This is a genomic window from Coleofasciculus sp., from assembly GCF_046565525.1.
Classification (GTDB): Bacteria; Cyanobacteriota; Cyanobacteriia; order Cyanobacteriales; family Coleofasciculaceae; genus Coleofasciculus.
On the sequence record NZ_JBKHUP010000028.1, the window covers coordinates 1 to 23,078 of the forward strand.

At 46.1% G+C, this 23,078-nt stretch carries 24 protein-coding genes; 13 read left to right on the plus strand and 11 right to left on the minus strand.

Annotated features, from left to right (window positions below; all coding sequences use genetic code 11):
- Nucleotides 1-648: 648 nt before the first annotated feature.
- Nucleotides 649-1,191 (minus strand): pentapeptide repeat-containing protein, encoded by a 543-nt coding sequence (locus ACLGGO_RS12200; protein WP_446419519.1) that lies wholly within the window; start codon nucleotides 1,189-1,191, stop codon nucleotides 649-651.
- 142 nt (nucleotides 1,192-1,333) lie between these two features.
- Between ACLGGO_RS12200 and ACLGGO_RS12205 the strand changes: the two genes are divergently transcribed.
- From ACLGGO_RS12205 to ACLGGO_RS12230, 6 genes are all read left to right on the plus strand, one after another.
- Complete coding sequence (locus ACLGGO_RS12205; RefSeq protein WP_446419520.1) at nucleotides 1,334-1,717, plus strand: hypothetical protein; 384 nt, start codon at nucleotides 1,334-1,336, stop codon at nucleotides 1,715-1,717.
- 39 nt (nucleotides 1,718-1,756) lie between these two features.
- Nucleotides 1,757-3,364, plus strand: coding sequence for a cation:proton antiporter (locus ACLGGO_RS12210; RefSeq protein WP_446419521.1), 1,608 nt, complete (start codon nucleotides 1,757-1,759; stop codon nucleotides 3,362-3,364).
- Between the two features lie 51 nt (nucleotides 3,365-3,415).
- Nucleotides 3,416-3,880 (plus strand): regulatory protein RecX, encoded by a 465-nt coding sequence (locus ACLGGO_RS12215; RefSeq protein ID WP_446419522.1) that lies wholly within the window; start codon nucleotides 3,416-3,418, stop codon nucleotides 3,878-3,880.
- Nucleotides 3,881-3,982: 102 nt separating this feature from the next.
- Complete coding sequence (locus ACLGGO_RS12220) at nucleotides 3,983-4,624, plus strand: hypothetical protein (RefSeq protein ID WP_446419523.1); 642 nt, start codon at nucleotides 3,983-3,985, stop codon at nucleotides 4,622-4,624.
- A gap of 55 nt (nucleotides 4,625-4,679) precedes the next feature.
- Entirely contained in the window at nucleotides 4,680-5,138 is a 459-nt protein-coding gene (locus ACLGGO_RS12225) for a GatB/YqeY domain-containing protein (RefSeq protein WP_446339239.1), read from the plus strand.
- Between the two features lie 66 nt (nucleotides 5,139-5,204).
- Entirely contained in the window at nucleotides 5,205-5,831 is a 627-nt protein-coding gene (locus ACLGGO_RS12230; RefSeq protein ID WP_446419524.1) for an alpha/beta hydrolase, read from the plus strand.
- 236 nt (nucleotides 5,832-6,067) lie between these two features.
- On the opposite strand, the gene ACLGGO_RS12235 is transcribed toward ACLGGO_RS12230, so the two are convergent.
- Entirely contained in the window at nucleotides 6,068-6,694 is a 627-nt protein-coding gene (locus tag ACLGGO_RS12235; protein ID WP_446419525.1) for a hypothetical protein, read from the minus strand.
- Between the two features lie 71 nt (nucleotides 6,695-6,765).
- On the opposite strand from ACLGGO_RS12235, the gene ACLGGO_RS12240 reads away from it, so the two are divergent.
- A complete protein-coding gene (locus tag ACLGGO_RS12240; RefSeq protein ID WP_446419526.1) occupies nucleotides 6,766-7,653 on the plus strand; it encodes an alpha/beta fold hydrolase in 888 nt (295 codons plus the stop codon).
- An 88-nt stretch (nucleotides 7,654-7,741) separates the two neighbouring features.
- On the opposite strand, the gene ACLGGO_RS12245 is transcribed toward ACLGGO_RS12240, so the two are convergent.
- Both ACLGGO_RS12245 and bicA read right to left on the minus strand, forming a co-directional pair.
- Nucleotides 7,742-9,130, minus strand: coding sequence for a cation:proton antiporter (locus ACLGGO_RS12245; protein WP_446419527.1), 1,389 nt, complete (start codon nucleotides 9,128-9,130; stop codon nucleotides 7,742-7,744).
- A 550-nt stretch (nucleotides 9,131-9,680) separates the two neighbouring features.
- Complete coding sequence (gene bicA, locus ACLGGO_RS12250; protein ID WP_446419528.1) at nucleotides 9,681-11,435, minus strand: bicarbonate transporter BicA; 1,755 nt, start codon at nucleotides 11,433-11,435, stop codon at nucleotides 9,681-9,683.
- Nucleotides 11,436-11,686: 251 nt separating this feature from the next.
- Between bicA and folB the strand changes: the two genes are divergently transcribed.
- Entirely contained in the window at nucleotides 11,687-12,067 is a 381-nt protein-coding gene (folB, locus tag ACLGGO_RS12255; protein ID WP_446419529.1) for a dihydroneopterin aldolase, read from the plus strand.
- 15 nt (nucleotides 12,068-12,082) lie between these two features.
- On the opposite strand, the gene ACLGGO_RS12260 is transcribed toward folB, so the two are convergent.
- The 7 genes from ACLGGO_RS12260 to hpsJ-B all read right to left on the minus strand — a co-directional run bounded on the left by ACLGGO_RS12260 (nucleotide 12,083) and on the right by hpsJ-B (nucleotide 19,550).
- Nucleotides 12,083-12,334 carry a hypothetical protein gene (locus ACLGGO_RS12260; protein WP_446339248.1) on the minus strand — a complete coding sequence of 84 codons (252 nt, stop codon included), beginning with the start codon at nucleotides 12,332-12,334 and terminating at the stop codon, nucleotides 12,083-12,085.
- A gap of 192 nt (nucleotides 12,335-12,526) precedes the next feature.
- On the minus strand, nucleotides 12,527-14,236 hold the full coding sequence (gene ftsY / locus ACLGGO_RS12265; protein ID WP_446419530.1) for a signal recognition particle-docking protein FtsY: 1,710 nt from the start codon (nucleotides 14,234-14,236) through the stop codon (nucleotides 12,527-12,529).
- A gap of 248 nt (nucleotides 14,237-14,484) precedes the next feature.
- Entirely contained in the window at nucleotides 14,485-15,129 is a 645-nt protein-coding gene (gene nusB, locus ACLGGO_RS12270; RefSeq protein WP_446339250.1) for a transcription antitermination factor NusB, read from the minus strand.
- Nucleotides 15,130-15,197: 68 nt separating this feature from the next.
- Nucleotides 15,198-15,932: a DUF502 domain-containing protein gene (locus tag ACLGGO_RS12275; RefSeq protein ID WP_446354510.1), complete on the minus strand. Its 735-nt coding sequence runs from the start codon at nucleotides 15,930-15,932 to the stop codon at nucleotides 15,198-15,200.
- 462 nt (nucleotides 15,933-16,394) lie between these two features.
- The gene (locus tag ACLGGO_RS12280) at nucleotides 16,395-17,663 is read right to left on the minus strand and encodes an RNA-guided endonuclease InsQ/TnpB family protein (RefSeq protein WP_446419531.1); all 1,269 of its coding nucleotides are present in this window, start codon (nucleotides 17,661-17,663) and stop codon (nucleotides 16,395-16,397) included.
- 98 nt (nucleotides 17,664-17,761) lie between these two features.
- Nucleotides 17,762-18,571 carry a glycosyltransferase family 2 protein gene (locus ACLGGO_RS12285; RefSeq protein ID WP_446419532.1) on the minus strand — a complete coding sequence of 270 codons (810 nt, stop codon included), beginning with the start codon at nucleotides 18,569-18,571 and terminating at the stop codon, nucleotides 17,762-17,764.
- A 283-nt stretch (nucleotides 18,572-18,854) separates the two neighbouring features.
- Nucleotides 18,855-19,550, minus strand: coding sequence for a hormogonium polysaccharide biosynthesis protein HpsJ (gene hpsJ-B, locus ACLGGO_RS12290; protein WP_446419533.1), 696 nt, complete (start codon nucleotides 19,548-19,550; stop codon nucleotides 18,855-18,857).
- Here hpsJ-B and ACLGGO_RS12295 point away from each other — a divergent pair.
- The 5 genes from ACLGGO_RS12295 (at nucleotide 19,549) to ACLGGO_RS12315 (ending at nucleotide 22,990) form a co-directional block, all read left to right on the plus strand.
- Nucleotides 19,549-19,725, plus strand: coding sequence for a hypothetical protein (locus ACLGGO_RS12295; protein WP_446419534.1), 177 nt, complete (start codon nucleotides 19,549-19,551; stop codon nucleotides 19,723-19,725). The genes hpsJ-B and ACLGGO_RS12295 overlap by 2 nt on opposite strands.
- Before the next feature lie 331 nt (nucleotides 19,726-20,056).
- A complete protein-coding gene (pgl, locus tag ACLGGO_RS12300) occupies nucleotides 20,057-20,788 on the plus strand; it encodes a 6-phosphogluconolactonase (protein ID WP_446419535.1) in 732 nt (243 codons plus the stop codon).
- Nucleotides 20,789-20,946: 158 nt separating this feature from the next.
- Nucleotides 20,947-21,723 carry an FHA domain-containing protein gene (locus ACLGGO_RS12305; protein ID WP_446336617.1) on the plus strand — a complete coding sequence of 259 codons (777 nt, stop codon included), beginning with the start codon at nucleotides 20,947-20,949 and terminating at the stop codon, nucleotides 21,721-21,723.
- 242 nt (nucleotides 21,724-21,965) lie between these two features.
- On the plus strand, nucleotides 21,966-22,388 hold the full coding sequence (locus ACLGGO_RS12310; RefSeq protein WP_446336623.1) for an FHA domain-containing protein: 423 nt from the start codon (nucleotides 21,966-21,968) through the stop codon (nucleotides 22,386-22,388).
- Nucleotides 22,389-22,666: 278 nt separating this feature from the next.
- Nucleotides 22,667-22,990: a hypothetical protein gene (locus tag ACLGGO_RS12315; RefSeq protein WP_446336616.1), complete on the plus strand. Its 324-nt coding sequence runs from the start codon at nucleotides 22,667-22,669 to the stop codon at nucleotides 22,988-22,990.
- The last annotated feature ends 88 nt before the right edge of the window (nucleotides 22,991-23,078 follow it).

Below are 23,078 nucleotides of genomic sequence, written 5' to 3' on the forward strand. Positions count from 1 at the left end.
ACTTGGCGCAAGCCTGGTAGAGCAAGTTCTGACGATGAATGTAGAATCCCACGCGCTTTAAGCCGTGGGAGTGTCAAAATACTTAAGCTTTTCCGAGTCTACCTCCCACCCTGCTAACCGCAATTTAGCCAAGAAGGTCTTGAAAGTTGTTACAATCTTTAACTCAGTAGACCAAATTTATGTCCAGGTACTTCGTTCGGCAAGAGCCCAATCATTGTAAACTATTATATCGATTTATTATCTTATTTTTCAATGAGCAAACTTCTGTATCATTCTTAGTCCACAAAAAGCAGAAAGGAGTAAAGTTAAAAAGTGAAGCTATAAAGCTTCCCTGACAGATAACCACGTCTAGTCTAGTGTAACTTAAACATCACGATAACAAGGTCAAAACATCTGTTTACCCCAATATCTGTCTCGTCAACAAACAACAGCAACGATAAACTGGATTGTTCATAATTTCCTCAAAGACAAGACTGGGAGCTATGCAACTGAAGGGTGTGAGGTCAGTCAGTGCAACTCCAAAACAACTTGCGTCACTAGAGGAAATTACGGGCAAAAATTTAAAAGTTGCTGTTGTTTTTCAATGGACAAAATTCTTTAGGGTTGACGTTTGCTCAAAGACGGGTTTTGTTGATAAATTATCAGTAACTAGCGACACCCTAAACTATCCCGCGTGGAAACGCCAGTGAAGGGATTAACACCCTCTGCCCGTTTACACATTAACGAGATTTGATAGGTATCAAGCAATGCACCGGAAAAATCTGCCCCGGTAATCGTGGCATCAAGAAAGCGGCTGCGATTGGCAATAGCATCAGTAAAAATAGCATTGGTTAAATTAGCACCGTCAAAGATAACTCGATCCGCTAAAGTCTCTGACAGGTTGGCTTCAGTTAAATCCGCCTCAAAAAACGCCGCTTTGGTGAGAATTGATCCTTGAAGAGACGCTCCTCGAAAAGAGGCGCCGCGTAAATCGGCGCCAGCAAAGGAGGTTCCCGCTAAGTTTTGATTGGAAAAATCTCGATAGTGTAATTCAGTAAGGGTGTAGTTGACAGTATTATCCTGTGCGATCGCGCAAGGCACATCTACCATCCACGCTATAACTGTCATCAACAATCCCATGCCAATTGCCAAAAGTTGCATAGCCTGGTGACTGGGGCGATTTTCGGTTCGTTTTTGGCTCGCAGTAGTCATATTCAAACAGATGGGGGCTAACTTACCTATTTTGCCGCAAGCTGGGATTGGTCATTTGTCAAATAACAGGGAACAGGGAACAGCGGCATTTTGTTAAGATACATTAATTACTCATTAGTCGCCCTATCCTACCAAGCCACTCATGATCACTGAACTTTTGCCCTTTCCATTCGAGTTAAATACGAGCGCGATCGCGGGTGCATCGTTGTGGGCGCTAGCGCTTTACTGGGGCTTCTCGACGCTAAGCCACTGGATCATGGAACAGCTAAATCGCTGGTTTAACTTTGCCGAGCGATCGCTCTACACCTCTGTGAAGGAATATGAACGCACTCGTCGGGGAAGAGAAGCCCAAAACACATTCTATGCTTCCCTGTTCAGCATTGTGCCATTTTTAATCGTTGGCGCTGGCTGCAACTGGGGTGTCGAACTTACTCTCGGTTCGAGTTGGGCAATTAGTATGGGGCTTCTGGCTTGTATCAGTGGCGCTGTTTATGAACTAGGGCGTCGTGATAGTCAGTCGAATTAATTATTTATCCTTTATCTTTCCTCAGAACCAGAATCCTCCATGTTAACCAGCGCATTGTGGATTTTATTGATGGGCTTTTTTGGGGGTCAAATTGCCCGTCGTTTAGGTGCGCCACCGTTGATCGGTATGATTTTGGTGGGGATTGTCCTCGGACCACAGGTTGGCAATGTCATCAGTTCAGATGTACTAGAGGTGGCGGATAGCCTGCGAACGGTTGCTGTGATGGTTATCTTAATGAAAGCAGGATTGGGGCTGGATCGGGAAAAGCTACTTTCTCAGGGAAGTGTGGCGCTGCGGTTAGGCTTTTTGCCGGCGGGGTTTGAGGCAATTGCGATCGCGTTAGCTGCGATCTGGATTTTTCAGTTTGACGTTCCCACTGGGTTACTCTTGGGTTGCATCATTGGCGCAGAATCTCCGGCGGTAATTGTCCCAGGAATGCTGCGACTGAAACGTTTGGGTTGGGGGGTGACGAAGGGAATTCCCGATGCCATTCTCACGGGGAGTGCCTTATCCGATGTTCTATTATTACTTCTATTCAGTTTATTGTTGAGTTTTTTAGGTCAGGGCGGAATTGAAACCATCACCCTACCTGGAGGATTTACACTTTCAGCCGTACAATTACTACCGTTTCAAGTATTCATTGAAATCGGACTGGGCGTCTTAATTGGCTACGCGGCGGCTCGTTTAATCGTCTCGCTGCTAACGGAACAAAATTGGACACAAAACACGGTTCAAGATGTTTTAATTGCCGCTGGAATTGCTCTATTATTGGTAATTGTTGAGAAAACATTGCCTTATTCAGGTTACTTAGCCGCTATGGCGATGGGGTTCTTTTTGATTGAGTTGGATGCACCGTTGGCTCGACGCCTACGCGGTGGATTTGATAGCCTTTGGATTGTGGCGGAGATTGTCCTATTTGTCTTATTAGGCGCTAGCGTTCAACTCCAGGTATTAGGAAATACAGTTTTACCGGGACTTTTAGTGTTAGCTATTGGTTTGTTTATTGGTCGTCCCGTGGGTTGGTATCTCTCGACGTTAGGGAGTAATTGGACATGGCAAGAACGGTTGTTTTTACTGCCGGGAAATATGGCAAAAGCAACGGTACAAGCGGCGATTGGTGCGATTCCTTTCGCTAGGGGAATTGAAGGGGGAGAAGTAATTTTAGCGATCGCGGCGCTTTCAATTTTGACCACGGCACCGATTGGTGCTTGGGCGATTCCTACGTTTGCGCCAAAATTATTGGAACGGGGAGAGGTTGACCCGACGAAAGTAACTGTGGTGACTCATACCGTCTTGTTAGCGGCTGTGGATACATCTCCCTTGGCGACAGAGGTTTTACGGAAAGTAGCCAGTATTGCTCGGCGCACAGATGGTGAAGTGATTGTCTTACATGTTATCAATAGTGATGAGATAGAGGAGGTAGAAAAGCTGCGCGATCGCACTCAACGATTGCTCAGTGATATTCGCTATCAATTTATCACGCTCACGGGTTCCATTCCAGAGGAAATAGTTCGTGTGGCGCAAGAGTATCAAGTGACAGATATTACTATGGGAAAACGGGGACATCAACGTTGGCAACAGGTGCGAGTCGGTTCCGTGTCGAAAGCGGTTCTAGAAATGAGTTCTCTTCCTGTTATCTTAGTCTAAGATCCACAAAATAATTTTCTGGCAAAAAACAACACCTAGTTTATAATTAAGATGACTTGTATTGACTATTTATGCAAGCTTTTAGCACGTCGAGACTATAGTGTTTTTGAATTGACCAAAAAAGCTCAAGAAAAAGGGTTTAATGTTACGGATATTACTGAATCTATTGAAAAACTCCAACGACTCAATTATCAGTCTGATACTCGCTTTGTCGAAAGTATGATTACGTCCTATCGGGGTAAATATGGAAAAGTAGTCATTAAGCGCAAATGCCGAGAAAAGGGGATTGATTCTGAATTTTTTGAACAAATTTGGCAGTCTCAAACGGAAGACGAAGAACCGGGAAAACTGGATAGTTTAAAAGCTAAGGTTATGAGAAAATATAAAATCACTGATTTTCATAAGATTGACCCGAAGACAAAGCCAAAGGTATGGAATTACCTTCAATACCGTGGGTTTAATCCGGGTGAGATTTTAGCCCAGTGGCAGAGGGAACAAGATGAAGCGATAGAGTAGCCAAAGTATCGGACATTACGGATTTGTAGTAGGGATAAAGTGATGCCAGCTAGTTATAGTAAAAATAAGTCCTGTTAAAACCATCAATATTTTTATAAAATCATGTCAAAATTTAACACATTGGTAAATGAGAAAACCTCGGTTAAAACTATTTTGATCCTGGGAGCAACCGGCTATGTTGGGGGAGCATTATGTCAGAAGTTTTGCCAAACCCAAGATTTCCATGTTGTCGCACTTGTGCGCCCCAGTAGTAACAGTAAGACTATCGCACCGTTCTGTAAGGAAATAATCCACTCGAAAGAATCACATTTTTCCACAGAGGAGATTGAAGCCGTAATTCGCGAGCATGATATTAAAACGATCGCTGAAGGAGGACGAATCACGGAAACACCTCCGCCGCCCGGTTTCGCCAAGCCCAAGTATTTAGCATGGAGTGAATTATTATCAGGTGTAAATTTGATGAAGGATGCACTAACAGAAAAATACATCAGCCAAGGATTTAATGCTTCCATCCTGTATCCTTCGTCGGTGTATGGTGCATCACCAACCCGTGGCGGGTTTTGGGATTTTGCTATTCAGCAGTTCATTACGGGCAAACCCTACTGGGGTTATCAGCCGTTTCCATCTGACTTTATGACGATTCTTATACCAGAGACGTATTGCAACTCGACTGGAAATATAAAGTGGCTGATGAGGTTAAGGCTTGGGTTGAGCGAATTCAAGAGTTGGGTACTTATTTTTTAGAGTAAAGAGTCAGAAATATTATAATAATTTAATAAGTTGTTTACTCAATAGTAATATGAGCCTCAAAGACCGCATCTCTGAAGACATCAAAGTCGCGATGAAGGCGAAAGATAAAGTATGGCTGGAAACGGTTCGCAGTATCAAAAAGCTGATCCTGGAAAAAGAGATAAGCGTGCGTCCTCAAGGACAAGACAGTCTCACTGAAACTCAGGAACTTGAACTCTTAGCTCAACTGGCTAAACAGCGTCGGGATTCAATTGAACAATATCGTAACGCTGGACGGGAAGACTTGGCAGAACAAGAAGCAAAAGAGTTAGCCATACTTGAAGAATATCTCCCCACCCCACTGTCGGATCAGGAAATTGAAGCGGTACTGGATGAAATTATTACCCTAACTGGCGCAAGTTCCATGAAAGACATGGGGAAAGTCATGGGACCTACAATGGAAAAGCTCAAAGGGCGTGCTGAAGGTCGCAAGATTCAAGCCATGGTGAAAGCTAAACTAAGTGGTTGACGCTTCCATCCCACACAGTGAGGGTCTTCTCAGGAGCCACAGAGAAACGTTTAGGAGTTTGGCGGAATGAGTGACACCCCAGATTATATTCTATTTGCCCAACACGGCTGGGCGGATACCGAAGTTGCGATCGCAGCGATGGCGCAAACGCTGGCGACTCCCCAGACTCTCGTGATTACACCCAATCTCGGTTGGTTAAAAACTTGGTGGCGGATTCAGCCATTAATCAAGCAAGTGGACGAAATAGCCACGGAAACAATTGCCAAGTATCCCGATACACCGATCCGGATTATCGGCTATTCCCTAGGGGGATTAGTCTGGGTGGAACTGCTTAACCGACATCCCGAATGGTGGTCTCAGGTGGAGTCGTTAGTCCTTGTGGCTTCACCCATCGGTGGGGTGGATTTAGCCCGAAATTTTACGGTTTTGGGAATGGGTGTCGGGATAGCTGGGGCAATGCTTGACAATCGCCGCCAGATGGCGGAATCTATTGCTAAAGTGATTCCCACATTAGTGATTGCGGGCGATGTTGGTGGCGGAACGGACGGTGCAGTGACTCTAGAAGAGACAAAGGTTCCTGGTGCAAATTTCTTTTATCTGCCCACATTATCTCATCCCACCCTAAAAAATCATCCGGCTGTAGCGGAAGTGATTCGCGACTTTTGGCAAAATCCAGTAATAATTAATGGTTGATTTGTTATTGGTATTTCGTCATACTCGCTACCCTTGAGAAGCAAGCTACGTCATTCGTCCTTATTTGTTAAAGGTTAATTGATGATTATTCAGGAACGAACGTACCATAGTTCGGTGTAGGGGCGGGTTTCACTATTATCCTTTCTTAACCCACCCAGATGTCACTAAACCCGCCCCGACCGAGTTTCCTGTTCTCTTTGATAGATTGAGGTATTGCCATCTAAATCCTGAACAGATTAACCAAGATGCAATCGTTGAATTGGCTGACTTAAAATGGCTAAAATCTTAGCAATATTTATATCGTCGGCATCCTCGATCACCAATTCCTCGTTATCTATCGCAACCGTTTGAGCCGAAAGCTGGAGAAAGCGCCAGACGCGACCCGTGGTTACAGCACCATAGATACTTTCAATCATTTGGTCTCTCGCTTGGTTAAACCGTTGTGCTGCGACCATTTCCGCAATACACTGTCCTAAACCGACAGTAGTACTCTCATTTTTGGCTTCGACAATTGTCACTACTGGGGACTCGATTTCTAATGTAAACGGTGAGGCACTCAAAATATAGTCACAAAAGCCATTGAGTCCTTGGCTGGCATCAACATTAAAATCTCGACCAGAAAACAAGCTAATTTTACCATTAAACATCTCTCTGATTTCTATCAACAACGGTGCAATAATCAACTCTGAACGAGCTTTTTCAGTATCGTTATCAAAGGCGACTTTCAAATTACGAGTCAGGGTCATTTTGAGGTAGTCGCTCGGTTCAATCTGTTCGCTTTGGGGAAACAAATTAATTAGATTAATCGTCAGATCGAACTTGGCTTTAACTTGATTGATTGTTTTAAAATCGCTATAAGCCATGACTAAACAGTCCTTCTGCCTTTTGCTATAACCCTATTTTATTCCTGATTATTTCGTTCTCGATGATGCCCATGAACCAAACCCCAGATTTTATTATATTTGCCCAACATGGCTGGGCGGATACCCATCACGCGATCGCAGCCCTAGCGAAAACCTTAGCCACTCCCCAGTCTCACTTGGTTACACCCAATCTGGGTTGGTTGAAAACCTGGTGGCGAATTGAACCATTAATTAAACAGGTAGAAGGGATAGCCACTGAAACTATTACCCAGTATCCGGATACCCCGATCCGAATTATCGGTCATTCCATGGGCGGTTTAATTTGGCTAGAAATTCTCAATCAACATCCAGAATGGTGGTCTCAAATAGAATCCTTTGTATTGGTTGCATCCCCAATTGGCGGCGCAGATTTAGCCCGATTAATAGACCCCTTTAGTGTTGGTATCGGTATGGCTAGTGCGCTAGGGATAAATCGCCGCCAGATTGCCCAATCCATCGCCAAAAAGATTCCTACGTTAGTCATTGCTGGCGATAGGGATAGGGGTAGCGACGGCACAATTACCGTTGAATCAACCAAGTTTTCCGGTGCCAAGTTTGTGAGTATCCCCAATTTAGCCCATGCCCAACTCAAAAATCATCCCACAGTCATCGGAATTATCCGGGAATTTTGGGCAAATCCGACAATAACTAACCCTTACCCCTTAGATTTTACCGCTCAGTTAATTGAACGCTTGCAGTCAGTACCCGGAATGACTGATGCTCATCCGCGAGACTTTACCCGTAGTCAACCCTACATCACTTTTGCCAACGGATTCACGATTCGCATCTGGACAAATCCGTTACAAGTTGACCATATCTTTGTCGCTAATCCCGAAGGGGAATGTCTTTACAGCGGGTTCGTTGGCTGGAGACATCGTGGGGCGTTACATCAAGGGTTAGCTGAAATTAAGAATCAGTAAAACAGTTTTCGCATCAAAAATAAGCTGGCACTCAATTATCCTCTTCCACATTTGTAAGGGCACGGCACTGCCGTACCCCCACGGTTCTCTATCCCAACAAATCTGCCTGTTCGAGAGCTTCTTTAGACTCCTCAATTTCCGCAGACTCCGGTGAACCTTTAAATGCTATTCGCAAAAAAGGTGGCGCTAAGAACGTCGTCAGAATCACCATAATGATAATCGCCGCTTCTAAAGGCTTACTCAGAACCCCACTGGCTGAACCAATTCCAGCAAAAACCAATCCCACTTCACCACGAGGAATCATACCAACCCCAATCGCAAAACGGTTAATTTGAGGTTGTCCAATAAATGTCCAACCTGTAATCAATTTCCCGATAATCGCCACCGCAATTAAGAAGACAGCAATCACTAATCCTTCCCGATTTGCCGGAACTGCAGGATTGAGAACCCCTAAATCCGCTTTCGCCCCCACAGTCACAAAGAAAATGGGTACCAAAATATCGGCAATAGGAACAACCTGCTTATCCAGTTCTTTGCGCTTATCTGTTTCATCCAGAACTAATCCCGCCGCAAATGCCCCTAAAATCGCTTCTAATTGGATCACATTCGCTAAAAACGCCATTAAAAAGGCAAAGGTAAACGCAGGAATAACCAATTTGCCTCGCGTTTGTAACTTATCAGCAATCGTGACAAAGGAGTGGTTGAAAAACTTACCGAGGAAAATAGAACCGAGGAGGAAAACAGTCGCACTAATAATCAGATAGATAACGTTGAAAACGTCAACCTCACCAGTTTTAGCGAGACTAGCAACCACGGCTAAAACGATGATACCCAAAACATCATCAATAACAGCCGCCCCGACAATAATCTGACCTTCTTTTGATTTGAGACGCCCTATTTCCGAGAGAACTTTGGATGTAATACCAATACTAGTTGCCGTTAACGCTGCACCGGCAAAAATTGCCGGAATCGCGGCAACATTAAAGAAAAACATCAACCCGGCTGTACCCGCCGCAAACGGGGCGACGACTCCCACCACCGCCACAATTGCCGCTTGGTAACCCACTTCTTTGAGTTCCCGTAAGTCCGATTCTAAGCCAATTTCAAATAAGAGGATGATCACCCCAATTTCGGCTAAAACCGAGACCACTTCACTTTGGGTTTCAAAGACACTGATGGCAGCCTCTGGGCTTAAATCACCAATCCATTGCAGCAGCTTCATTAGTAGCGAATCAGCCGCAACCGCGCCACTTTCAGGAAAAATTAGCAGATGCAACGCTGAAACACCCACCACAACACCGCCGACTAATTCACCTAAAACCGGCGGTAAATCAACTGCTTTAGATAACTCTCCACCTAGTTTACTGGCAAGATAAATGATGACTAAACTAAGCAACACGCCAGCGAGTACAATTGAACCATTTTCTGGCGCTGTTGCTACTATAGGAATCGGTTGGATCAGGTCTGAAAAACTCATGGTTTCCATCTACTGTTTATCTTCAACTCCGTGAGGTTAATTAATGACTTATCCTTGAGCTTTAGTGACACTCAAATACATTTAGTCCCTCAAAACGTGTTCCGTCAAGCCGCAGTGCTTAAACGGCTTGTCTCCTAAATCCATTAACATCTGAATTTAAGCAAATTCCTAACTAGAGCGTGCTGAGATAGAATGAATACCTATCACACAACCCTAACTTGACTAATCTATTATCAGATCGTCTGGATGGCTTTTTGGCACCGACCTATCCTTATCGGTCTGGACACAGGTTTGTTTTTAGTCAATTAGAAAAAGCAAACCTTATTTTACCGCATTTAACTCTTCCTACAATTATAAGTCTTTGTGACAAAATTAAGGAATTTACAGATTCAATATTTATAATAATTATCCCAATTCCTTCTTATGGTTTAGCTTACATATTACATTTGTGTTCCAAATTTCTATTCACGCCCATAAAAAATTCCCCCCATTGAAGGGAGGGGGATTATATATCAACCATATCCTATATAACTAGCCTTATTTGAATCTTTTAGTTGCTGATGGCAACATCATCGGCTTGAGTGGGATAGGCAGTTGAGGATGTACCATTTGCCGGGGGTTCATATCCCTTGACCGCAGCAACGGCTTGGCGCAACGCTTCGGTCCTATCCATGTGCAAATGATGTGCCGGTAAGAGTGACAGAATCCCCAGTTTTTGCAGGCGTCGTTTGATCTGACCCGTAGCACCAACAATGAAGACTTGACGACCTTTATCAATGGCTTCTTGTATAGCGTTTTCAATCGCCAGCGAAGAGGTAACACCTAAATGAGGGACATCACTTAAATCCACAATCAGGACATCATGATCTGCCATTGCATTATGCTGGCGGGAGATTGCCTTGGACACCCCAAAGATCATCGGTCCACTCAGATGGAACAATAGGATGCGACCATCGGTTTGATCGATCAGTTCTTTCTCTTCAGCACTCATCTGGATGGCATCATCAGCATCCGTAATCGTCTTAACATCATTGGCTTGGACTTTGGAGAGACGTTCAATGGTTAAGAGATTGGCAACAAACACACCAACGCCAACGGCAACAATTAAGTCAACAAAGACGGTAAGGATGATCACGCCATACATAATCATGGCGGCTTTAATCGAAACCTGGTGCGCTCGCTTCAGGAAGCCCCAGTCAATAATATCTATACCTACCTTGAGGGCAATTCCTGCCAGAACTGCCATGGGAATCCAAGCGGTTAGATTGGCGGCTCCTAAAATGACAACGAGCAAAATTAAGGCACGAGTTAAACCCGATACGGCAGTTCTAGCACCGGTTTGGATATTGACCACGGTTCCCATGGTTGCACCAGCACCTGCAATACCGCCAAATAACCCGGACATCAAGTTACCTATACCTTGACCAATTAATTCTTTGTTCGAGTCATGCTGAGTACGAGTTAAACTATCGGCAACAACGGAGGTGAGTAGGGCATCAATACAACCAAGCATCCCCAAAACCAAGGCATCAATGAGCATACTTTGGAACTGATTCGCACTAAAGGTTGGCACTTGTAATGTAGGCAAACCTGTAGGTATCTCACCAATGCGTCGGATATCATCCATCAGGGGGAACGCATACAGAGCAACGACTGTTCCGACGATTAGCGCTACTAACTGCGCCGGCGGGAAAAACTTCCTTATATTAGACGGTACAAGTTGTTGCACTAAAATTGGCATCACGACCAGAATAGCCACCGTCAAGACTGCCAAAGCCGTCTCACCGGGCTTGATATTCTGTAACAGCGTACCTATGTTTTGAACCGTACCCAGGATGCCACCCTTAGGACTTGCCTGTCCCAAAAAGGGTCCGAGTTGCAGGATGACTAGGATAAATCCAATCCCAGACATAAATCCGGACACTACGGTGTAGGGCATTAGGGTAACGTATCGACCCAACCGCAATGCGCCGAGAATAATTTGGATTATCCCTGCCATCATGACTACGGTAAATGCCATAGCCAGACCCTGTTCTGGGCTATCCGCCGTTACCGTGAGCTTGGCAATAACGGCAGTCATGACCACGGTCATCGGACCTGTGGGTTCGGAAATGAGAGTGGGTGTACCGCCAAACAGGGCAGCAAAAAAGCCAACTAAGACAGCACCCCAAAGACCGGCTGCAGCGCCAGCGCCAGAGGCAACCCCGAAAGCCAGTGCCATGGGAAGTGCGATAATCGCAGCGGTGAGCCCTCCAAATATGTCACCCTGTAGATTCCTAAAATGTATGCGATTAGTGATTTGCATTAGACTCGGAGGAGTGAGAGAACGACAGCTTACTCAGAGAGTGTTAAGCATTTGGAAAATCTTCTCATATTTTCCGGGAAGAGTTTAAGCTTTGTAACACTTGAGAACATTTATTTAATTAGATTAACTGAATATGAACAATTCTAAACATTGAAATTTTCAATAGAAAGCATAGAGAGATGGGGACGAGAAAATGAGTTCATTAGGTTAATTTTACAAAAATTCACTCTATCTATAGACAGATATTATCAATGGATTGTATACAGGTCAATAAAATTCGCTCTTACGGCTATACGGGTTATCTGCCAGAAGAGCGGGTACTCGGACAATGGTTTGAAGTGGATCTCACGTTATGGCTGGATTTAGCCGCCGCCGGTGAGAGTGATGACATTGCGGATACCTTGGATTACCGCCAAGCCATCGAAACGGTTAAGCAACTGATTACAACCTCTAAGTTTTCCTTAGTGGAAAAATTAGCCAGCGCGATCGCACAGGCTCTGTTACAGCTCGATAGAGTAGAGCGAGTACAAGTGCGGCTGAGTAAACCCGCTGCCCCTATCCCTGATTTTGGTGGCAAAATTACAATCGATATCACTAGACCATTGGTCTTGAAAAATAAGAGCGCGGGGTGATGCGCCCTCTCAACCTTACGCGATCGCTAAATCCGTCTCAGTCTGCTCCCCAAGGTTACCTCCTTGATCTACCCGCATCCATTCCTGAAACACGTCTTCGATGAATGTTCGTTTCTTCACTCCCGTCTCATTCACCACCTGCACTTCAACTTTGAGAGTGGGTAGATACACACTATCTATGAGTTGATGCCCATAAGCTACAACTTTACCCACGTTCCCCGTTGAACGATGACATGCATAGTCCCCAATATTGAGCAAGATATTCATAATTGCCCACAATAATTCGCTAAATGGACAATGCATACCATAGCAATGGGAGCAAGTTATGGCAATATTTCTTAATTTTTTTCGGCTATTGTTACATCGCTACATATTTTTATCATTTGTCTTATGTCATTCGTCCTTTGTCCTTTGGCGTATCCATTATTAAATAAGGAATACAATACTTTACAATGCTTATCATCCACTTAATAACGCTTCAACAAACTCATAACTTGAGAAGGGACGCAAATCTTCAATCCCTTCCCCAGCACCGATAAATCGAATCGGCAGTCCCAGTTGCTGCACGATCGCCAAAGCCACACCCCCCTTAGCCGTACCATCCAACTTAGTCAACACCACACCACTAAGTTTTGCCGCTTCCGAGAACACCTCAGCTTGACGCAAACCATTTTGACCAAGGGTAGCATCCAATACCAGCAAAGATTCCACCTTCGCCTCCGGTGCTTTTTTATCAATAATCCGGCGAATTTTCGCCAATTCCTCCATCAGATTTTTCTTGTTTTGCAAACGCCCTGCGGTGTCTATCAAAAGCAATTCCGTATTTCGGGCTTGAGCGGCTGTGATTGAATCGAATACCACGGCGGCTGGATCAGTATTCTTGCCCGGATTAGCAATCACCTCTGTGCCACTGCGTTCTCCCCAAATCTTCACCTGTTCCACCGCCGCCGCCCGGAAGGTATCAGCAGCGCCAATTAAACATTTGTAACCCGATTTATTGGCTAAGTGAGACAGTTTGCCAATGGTAGTGGTTTTCCCAGCGCCATTCACCCCAGTCATCAACCAGATATTCAGGGTATCTTTTTCCGGGAAAAAGGTGGAACCGTAAGACTCGTGACAGGGTTTATCCAGTAAATCCCGGAGAATTTGTTTCAAATACGCGATCGCTTGTTCAGGAGGTAAGACTTCCTGGCGCATTTTAGCTTGCAGGGTTTCAATAATGTAATCCGTTGCCTCAATACCCACATCCGCTTGCAACAGCAACGCCTCGATTTCCATCACGGCGTCTTGGTTCAACGGACCTTGACCGACAATCGCCTTGAGTTGATTGACTAAGCTGCGACGAGTTTTGCCGAGTCCAGAGCGGAGTTGTTTGAGCCAGCTAATTTCCTCGGCGGAAACATCGTCAGGGGTACGCCCTTGAGCCGCTAAGACTTTGGCTGACCACAAGAATTCTTCATCAAAGGCTACACCCGCTTCTGCTTCTAGTGGGGCGGTGGGTTGGGTGACGGGTTCCGGTTCTGGCGTCTCAATCGCCGTTGCTTCGAGCCGTTTGAGTCGTTCTTCCCGTTCAGCTTTCCTTGCCCAAATCGGGACAGTCGCTGATTCTTCTGTAGCCGGGGGTTCTGGCTGTACTGCTGGGGTTTCCGCTGCGGCTACGGTGTCTGAAGCAGTCGGAACCTCGATTGGCTCAGGTTCTGGTTGTTCGGTTTCAGCTTCAGTAACAACTGTGGATTCTGGAGGTACCGTTGGTGTTGGGGCTTCAGGTTCTGCCTGTGTTATTTCACCCTCTGGCTGCTCAAAGACTGACTCTACAGGTGCCGTCTCTTCTGGAGCCACTTCCACCGTTTCTGAGTCTGGGGAGGTTTCTTTTGATTCTGTAGTCTCTGTTATTTCAGCTTGAGTAGGTTCAGCTATGTCCGGTTGAACCTCTGGCGCTGCGGTTTGAGCTTCTGAGGGTGCTTGCTGCTGCTTTTGCAGGTTTGTATAAGCTGCTTTTGCCCAACTCAGATAGTCTTCAGCAACTGTTGATGACTGCTCCTGAGTGGCAGACTCACTCTCCGGTTGCTGTGATTCAACCTGGGGAGTTGCTGACTGCTGCTCCTGCGTCTGTTCGTCGGAAGCTGTTTCACTTTTACCAATTTGGCGGCGGAACCAATTAAACACCATTGCACCTAACCAGAAATAGTTTTGAGTTTTGACCCTTCGCTGCGATCGAGGGCATGGTTTTGAGTAAGGGCGGGTTTGACGAGTAACTTTTTTTGTTACCCCAATGTGATTAAACCCGCCCCTACCGACATTTTGATTTGTTAGTTGGAGTTATGAGTATCCTTAGCAATATTTGACATCTTCCCCCACGTTACGATAGTTTTTTCGCGATCGCGATCAGGGTAGGGCTGATCGGATTGTACCTAGGGTTAAATGGACTTTTGTAGAATGGGTGAGTCTGGCTCATTTATCAGGGTAGTGACGCGACGCAACACGCCATTGACAAATCGATGCCCTTCTTCATCGCTGTAGCGTTTAGCCAGTTCTATGGCTTCGTTAATAGCGACGCGATCGGGAATGCCTAAAAAGGCTATTTCTGCCACCGCTATTCGCAAAATATCCCGGTCAATGCGGGGTAAGCGATTAATCTGCCAATCTTTAAGAGATTGAACTAATATTTCATCAATCTCTACTTGCCTGCGACCGATCGCCTGTAGAATTTCTATGGCATAAGCCCGCACCTCTGCTTGATTAGCCAGCTGAATCATTTCCGGCATTTCTACGGCGACACCGATACGGTTAATCGCTTTCTGAGTCAATTCTATGGCGTCAGCGACCATCGTTTTAGCACTTCGCACATCGATCGCGCGGGTTTCACTCCCCAGGAGGCGATCGCTCCCGCGTTTGAGTTCTGCTGCGGCTGTTTCTAATGCTTCGTGAATTTCATCGGTTAGAGTCCTCACGGCGATCAATACCATCTGACTCAGTTGTTTTTCCTCAAGCTGTTCCGGTTCAGTAGGCATCTGAGAGAGGCTTAAAAGCGCCAGTTCACGAGCAATTCTACGGGGTTGCATGGTTTTGTCCTTTGTCTTTTGTCCTGTGTCTTTTGTGCTTTGTCCCCTTCTTCCCCTATCCCTAATCCCTAGGAACTTTCTTCCGTGGGTAACATCTGCTGCGGGCGCATATCGGGTAGAGGTTGCTCTCGTGTCGTCTTACCGTATGGCATCTTTAGGGGCATACCTATGGAGGATTCAGCCGGTCCAACAATTCCACCGGAAATTAATACCTTAAAGGCATCTTCGATCGACATTGAGAGATTAATCACTTCATTTTCCGGCACAACAGCATACCATCCTGTGGTCGGGTTTGGGGTAGTGGGAATGAAAATATTCAACATGGTGTCGTTGAGTTTGCTTTGAATTTCACCCGTGGCTGTTCCCGTGACGAAGGCTATCGCCCACATTCCCTGACGCGGATACTCCACTAAAATCACCCGCCGAAATTTGCTGCTGGAATCCTTAAGTAGGGTTTCCAATAACTGTTTGAGCGTTTTATAGACTGAGCCAGCCAGGGGAATTGCCTGTAACACTCGTTCTCCTAAATCCAGCAACCACCGCCCCGCAATATTACGTGCCATTAAGCCAATCAGCAGAATACACAGGAGGGGCACCGTTAGCCCCACCAATAAATTCAAGAGATTGACCAAAATGGGGTGGAGGTTATTATAGGGATTGAGTTGCTTGGGGATACGGGTGAGAAAATTGATCACCCAATTGGCGATGGTAATCGTCAGCCAGATTGTGGTAGCGAGGGGAATCACTACCAGTAGACCGGCGATTAGGTCGTTTTTTAAGTCCTGCTTGAAGCGTTGGATCACAGAGTACTGACTCTCCTTACAATGGATCTTAAATGTCTGTCATTGCTCCCTCAAGTACTGGTATAAGCTGTTGAAACCTTGACCCGATGAACGGCAATCGCCGCCAGCTTTCCCAGCCGTTGATGGGGATGAACTCCTGCTCAACCCCGTTTTGCTGCCCCGGTGAAGCAGTACTCTTGGTCGAGGGTTCTCTCTTTAGTTGTAAAGCTTGTTAAGAATTGTTGCAAGTATTGATATCTCTATTAAGGTTTCCGAATTAAGGTTGCCGAGGGGATTGGGGTGTCATTTCTCACGTTGCCTTTGTTTCCTGGCTGACTCTAGGGTAGTGGAGGATGTCGCATCACTGCGGTTGCCGATGAAATATTCCATTATTTTTAACAACTCTTACCTATGGATTCTTGTTTTAGATGACAAAGCTTTGACGTACTCCCCCATCTGAAGAAGGGGGATTCTTAAAGGATGTTACGAGGCGGACTGAAGTCGCGCCTCTCTACCCTTGTTCTTGCTTCTCGAACTCTTAACTAGACGGTTTCCCGTCCCCGTCAGACCGTCTCCACAAGCATTTTCTTTAATGTCCAAGATGCGTCCCACCTCAGACAGTCCACGATTACGGACGATTTGTGCGGCTGCTACATCTCTATGTGTTGTGTAACCGCATTCCGGACAAGAATGAACTCTATCTTTGAGTTTCTTTTTCCCCGTATGGGCATCGCATTGAGGGCAGACCTGGGAGGTGTAATCCTTGTTCACTTTACCAAAGTACACACCACGCTTCCAACACACCCATTTGAGGATGCTGACGAACTGCCCAAATCCAGCATCTAAAGTATGTTTCCCAAACAGACCTTTTGCCCACACTCGAAAATCGATATCTTCAACAAATATCATTCCAGCACTGTCACACAGTTTGTGAGCTAATTTAAAGTGCCAGTCTTTTCGAGTGTCGCTAATGCGCTGATGTAACCTGGCAATCTTCCGATTCAATTTGTGACGATTGTTGGAGTCTTTCTTCTTGTGCTTAAGAGAGCGTTGTAGCAATTTCAGCTTACGGTGCAGTGAGTTCAAGAATCGAGGTCTATCAACCACAAGCCCATCAGAAGTTGCAACGAACTTGTCTAACCCTAGATCTATCCCTACCGGATGACCACCATCCATGACATTGGGAACAGATACGTCACACTTTAGCGATAGCTGTACGAAGTATCCAGACGCTTTGCGAATGATTCGAGCTTGCTTTACCACAAAACCGTCTGGAATTTCTCGTGACTTAATATATTCCAGCCAGCCTAACTGGGGAAGTTTGACTTGATTTTTCCTTAAGAGTTGACCTTTTCCCAACTGTGGGTAAACAAATGATCGCATTCGATATCGGTTCTTAAACCGAGGAAAACCCATTCCATTACGCTTCATGTCCACAAAAGCCGCTTCCAGTCTTTTAAGGACTTGCTGCAATGCCTGAGCGTTAACGGTTGCTAGTTCTGGGAATTCGGTTTTGGCTTTTGTTAATGCCCTACACTGTTGAGCGTAGTTAGGATAGGGGGCATCGGCTGGGATGATGTATTCTGATTCGAGTGAACAAGCGTTAATTTGACACTTACGAGAATTAATCCAATCCTTCCTTTGGCGCAAAGCATAATTCCAGACCTGGCGACACACTATTAGCGTGTGTTCGATTATCTGGACTTGCTCTGATGTTGGAATTGCCTTGAATTCGTAAGTCAGGTTTAACACTTGATTTGCCTCCTATGAAATTATAGCGCGTTTCATAGGAGGCGGGGAAATAAAGAGAAAGAGAGTTGGGAGTCAATGGTATCAAGTTAGGGCTGTTGTTACTGCTTGAGTTCCCAAACCTTGAGGGTAATTAGATATTCGTAAAATGCCTGTAAGGTACACCAGGTAAAGCCAGCGCGTCCATCCAGAAAGCCTCCCAGGAAAAGGTACATATAGAAAAAGCGTAACAATGGACGAAAGGGCAACCGTAGAGACAGATCTTTGAGGGCATGACGCCGTTCCACTTCTGATCGCCCCAGCAATAAAGCCCCCCAGTTGACAGTGCCTTGTTCAAGCTGGCTTAAGGTTTCCCTGGCTTCATCGGTGGAATAGCGGTTATGTTTTTCAATCCAGCGCGTAAATCCCTTACCACAGGTATAGTGCGGGTAGGTTTGTTTCAAGAATCCTGTCGCTCCATTACAGACTTCCCGTTCGCTATGACCATAATCGGTAAACCAGACGTGACCTTTTCGCAGTAAACGGAGTTGGTAACGGGGATACTGAGTACAGTGACGAATCCATTGATTCATGAACATGACTTGTTCGGCAACATAATATCCTACATAATCGTTGTCCTTTATGGCTTCTAGGCATTCAGCAAATAGGGCTGGGGTCATCCGTTCATCCGCTTCTAGGATGTAAGCCCATTCGTACTTGGTAGGGATGTGTTCCAGCATCCAAGTGCGCTGACGCCCGTGACTTTCAAAAGCATGAGGTACAACTCGCACGGGATAGCGTTGGGCAAGTTCTACGGTGCGATCGCTACTACACGAATCCACCACAATTATGTCATCACACAGCAGCGCTGAGTTAATGCACTCTTGAATATCTCGTTCTTCGTTGTAGGTCAGGATATAAATCGAGAACATGTCAAAGGTTGTAAAAACATGAGTCCCACTAAAAAGCTTCTCTCAAATTGAGAACCCCAATCCGCTTTAATGCCAGTCGTCACCGATGGCACACACAAGCCGAACTGGGGATTACCTGCAGCAGTTGGCAACTGGGTCGAATAGAGGTTATTCGTTATTTCCGAAGGGGTGATTAGGGTGTTTCTCTGTATCTTCTATTGAATCGCAAATCTGTATAAACTGACAATTTGGAGACTGTTATCAAACCTTTCCACCTTTTGCTCCCATAGCAATGACTTACAGATTAACTGCCCAAGTTACGCAATCCCATCCAGCCAATAATGCTGTAGCCAATGGCTAGGAGTAAGCTGCTTAAACCGATACGGATACCTGTTTTCAAAGCCTCAGCTCGGGCGCGTTGCTCAAGTTCTTGTTTACGACCCCGGATTTGAGTCTGAGCTTGCTCAGTTCTTTGAGCGATAGCGTCGGGATCTTGTCTAAGAGCCATCAATTGTTCTCGCAGAGCCTGGAGTCGCGCGAGTTGCTCTCCTTGGGCTTGACCGCTTTCAATGGCTTGGTCTAGTCGTTCGAGCTGTTGTGGATCTTGAAGCAGAGCGCCAATTTGATCAACTTGAGTGTCGAGTTGGGTTTCGGCTTGCTGGGCTTGCTGACCAATCTGTTCGATCGCTTGATTGCTTTGGATGCGGACATTGTTAAAGTGCAAGGGGACGAGCAACAGAAAGAGTAATCCCAATAGGCTGGAGAGTAAAAATGCCCAGAATCTCAAGTCGCTTATTGACGATTTTCGCTCAGGTAATGAGCCACCACTGTTATTGCTGATCCAATATCCCGCCACCAAAAAAGCAATTCCCACCATCGGGATAACACCCCGATCAACCAGTTGGGTGGTTAAATTAAGCTGCCATGAACTCTCAAGGGGGCTAACCCCAGGAGAGGGAATAATCAGCACCAGATAATCCAAAAGGGACGATAGGATCATGATCAGCCCGACTATCTTAAGTGCCAAACCCGTGAACGAAGAATACATCGTACTACTTTTCATGCCTCAGACGACTGTTATGGTTCACTTTCTACTTTACTGGGCAAGCTGGTTTCCATGTACTTTTTTGCTTACCCTAGAAGAGAGTGTACCCGATACAGTATGGAAAAATTAGGGTTCACTTAGGTAGAGGGACTTGCTCATAGTGAAATCCTCCTAGGGCAAATCAAGTTCCTTTTTGAACTCGACGCGACAGTTGGGACAAGTTTGAGCGGTTCCCCTGTGATCTACTTCACCACTGCAATGCTTCCATGCCACGAGATCTGTGTTCGGGTATTTTAATTAAAAAAGTGGGGTTGGGCATCGCCTCACTCAAAAACGCGAAGTCTTGGAAACGGGATGGAGAAGCCCGCACTTTATCCGAAGGATAAGTGTCGGGAGTATGTCACGATAGTTCTAAACTGGCATGGGTATCGCAGTAACCTTTTGAGGAGGATCACAGATTCGTGACAAAAATTGTGGAAGTTTTGCCCGATAAGGCGGCGCTAATTGAGCGATCGCTTGATGTTGTCCTGACCAAGATACAGGAGGCAATCCAACGCTCAGGTCGCTGTACTCTGGCTTTAGCGGGGGGAGGTACACCCAAGCCGCTCTATGAAGCCCTAGCCACTCAGAATCTACCCTGGGATAAACTGCATATCTTTTGGGGCGATGAACGCTATGTTCCGGCAGATCACCCGGATAGCAATCAAAAGATGGCACGTCAGGCTTGGTTGGATCACGTCGATATCCCACCCACGAATATTCACCCCATACCCACAGATGGTGAGTCTCCCGAAGCAGACGCCTCCAAGCACGATGCTCAACTGGGGGAGTTCTTTGGCGTAGCAGCAGGTGAGTTTCCCGAATTTGATGTGATTTTATTGGGCATTGGTGACGACGCCCATACGGCGTCTCTGTTTCCTCATACCCAAGCCCTACAGGTTTGCGATCGCCGGGTTACTGTGGGCAATAAAGATGGTCAACCTCGGATTACTTTTACTGTACCCTTGATTAACCAAGCCCATTGTGTCATGTTTCTCGTGGCGGGGGCGGGAAAGCAGCCCGCACTGGCTCAAATCTTTGCTGATCAGGCTGACCCCTTGACCTATCCGGCGCGGTTCATTCAGCCTCAAGGTGAATTGTGGTGGCTTTTAGATGAGCTTGCGGGTCAAGAGGTGAAACGCAGACAGAGCTAGCGAGCTGATGTAACAAGTTATTAAGGTAGAACGCTTAATTGTGCTTTGATGAAGGAGTAAGGCTCATGCTTACCCAGAGGTTTTCAGCGGTTTTGCCCTCATCTGTTTGTTAAACCGCTTTTGTTGGTAATTTTGAATGCGTAAATTTTGAATGGCTTATGATTGTTTGCCCTAACTGCAATCACCAAAATCCAGACGGTGCGACTCAATGCGAAGCCTGCTATACTCCCTTACCCGCAACCATGAGTTGTCCCAACTGTGGTACAACAGTTCAAACAGACGCTAGCTTCTGCGGTCAATGTGGGTTTAACCTAAAAGCCAGTGGCTCGACGGGAAGCCCCGCAACATCAGCTCCGATGTCGGCTCCCGATGTACCCGATTTAGACCCCCCTGACCCTCTAATTGAACCCGAACCTCTCTCAATGAGTTCCCAATCACTCACGCCTGACCCGCCACCTGATCCCGGTATTGAGCTACCAGCTACCATGGTTAGTCAACCCGGGACGACAACAGAAGAAAAGACAACCTTACCGGAGGAGCAAACAGCCCCACCCCCGCCCCCTGTAGCGACTCCAACTCCGGGTAGTGCTAAAACCCAATTACAGGTGCAGTCGGTTTATCTGCTGCACCTACAAACCCAGAACAAGATTGAATTACCCTCCCATATCCGTGTGATTCATATCGGTAAACCTAACGATCAGATTCCCCCTGACGTTGATGTGTCGGGTTTCCCTAATTCTGAGATTGTAAGCAGAGTTCATGCGGATATTCGTGTCGAGGGAGATATTTATTATCTTGAAGATGTGGGCAGCGCTAATGGGACTTATGTTAACCATACCCCTTTACCGAGTGGCGATCGTCATCGCTTACGCACAGGCGATCGCATTAGCCTAGGCAAAGGCGATCTGGTCACGTTTTTGTTCCAATTGTCCTAAGTCCCTTGCCTATTCGCTGAAGCTGAGGGAGGATGTCAACCAGTGGTAGCCTGAAAATAAAAGGTGTGATTATGGCAGTCTTTGTTGGTAAACTACTTGCCGAGCATTCCTTTATCCTGTAACCAAGAGTAAAAACTGTCTCAGCAGAGAATAGCTCTTGCCCAAATCCAGTTCCTAGATTTATGGAAAGCTCTAGAAGTATTCAGTTGTAAGGACCCACGTTTTTGAATGATGTAACACCGGTGATTACTCTGACCCTGCTGCATCCTCTCCAGTCTGTACCTGTTCAAAGTTGGCCGTTTAAGTCGGAATCAGTGATTCGGATTGGGCGGTCTACGGATAATGATGTCATTTTATATAGCGCCGTCGTTTCACGTCACCATGTCGAACTGCGACGAAATGGTTCAATTTGGCGAATTATCAGCTTAGGTGCTAACGGAACCTATATCGATGGGAAACGCTTTACCCAAATGTCGGTTGTGGATGGGATGATTATTCGTCTGGCGAGTTCCGGACCAAAAATTCAGATTCATCTGCATGACGACATCACTCATGTAGACTCGTCAACTAATGCCAAAAAGCGCACGTCTTCTGGTAAGGGTTTACTCGATCAATCTAAAGAAACTCTGGTTGATGCTCAACATCAGCCAACGCAACACGAATAATGCTGGGGGAGCGGAGGAGCGGAGGAGCGAAGGAGCAGAGGGAGCAGAGGGAGCAGAGGGAGCGGGGGGAGCGGGGGGAGCGGTGTAGAGACGTAGCACGCTACGTCTGGGAGCTGGGGGGGTTTGCCCTAAAGTTTTTTAACGGGATCTAGCAGATGCTGAGGCTCTAAGGTTAAAGTAAGAGAAAATTTATGGTGAAAACGACTCCCTAAAGTGCCAGGTTTCTTTAACCTTTCCATAACCTATCATAATTAATTCCCCGACTAGGATGAACTGAAATGACTTCTCCCAATAATGAAGACCGGGAGCTTCAGCGCCGGGAACACGACCTGATCCAACGCGAGCGAGAACTCCGGCTGCGCGAACTGGAAGCGGAAATTAATCCACCTCCTCTGTACCAAACCGTTAAGCATGAGCAACCGGAAGGAAAGCTGCAGCGGTGGGGGAGGAAGCTGGTGATGTTCGGTAAGTTCTTAGTCTTTGTCGTGGCGACTGTTCTGATTGTGCGGGTTAGTGCTGCGATCGCGACGATCATGATTGTCGGCGTTATTGGCTTTATTGGGTATAAGCTTTTCCTCGAAGGCGATCGCAAGAAGTCTTAGGCAACAGGGAACAGGGAATTTAATCTTGCATTTGATCGGGGCGGGCGCGAGTTGCATCGGGTTGAGGTCAAACACGATCATTGTGAAA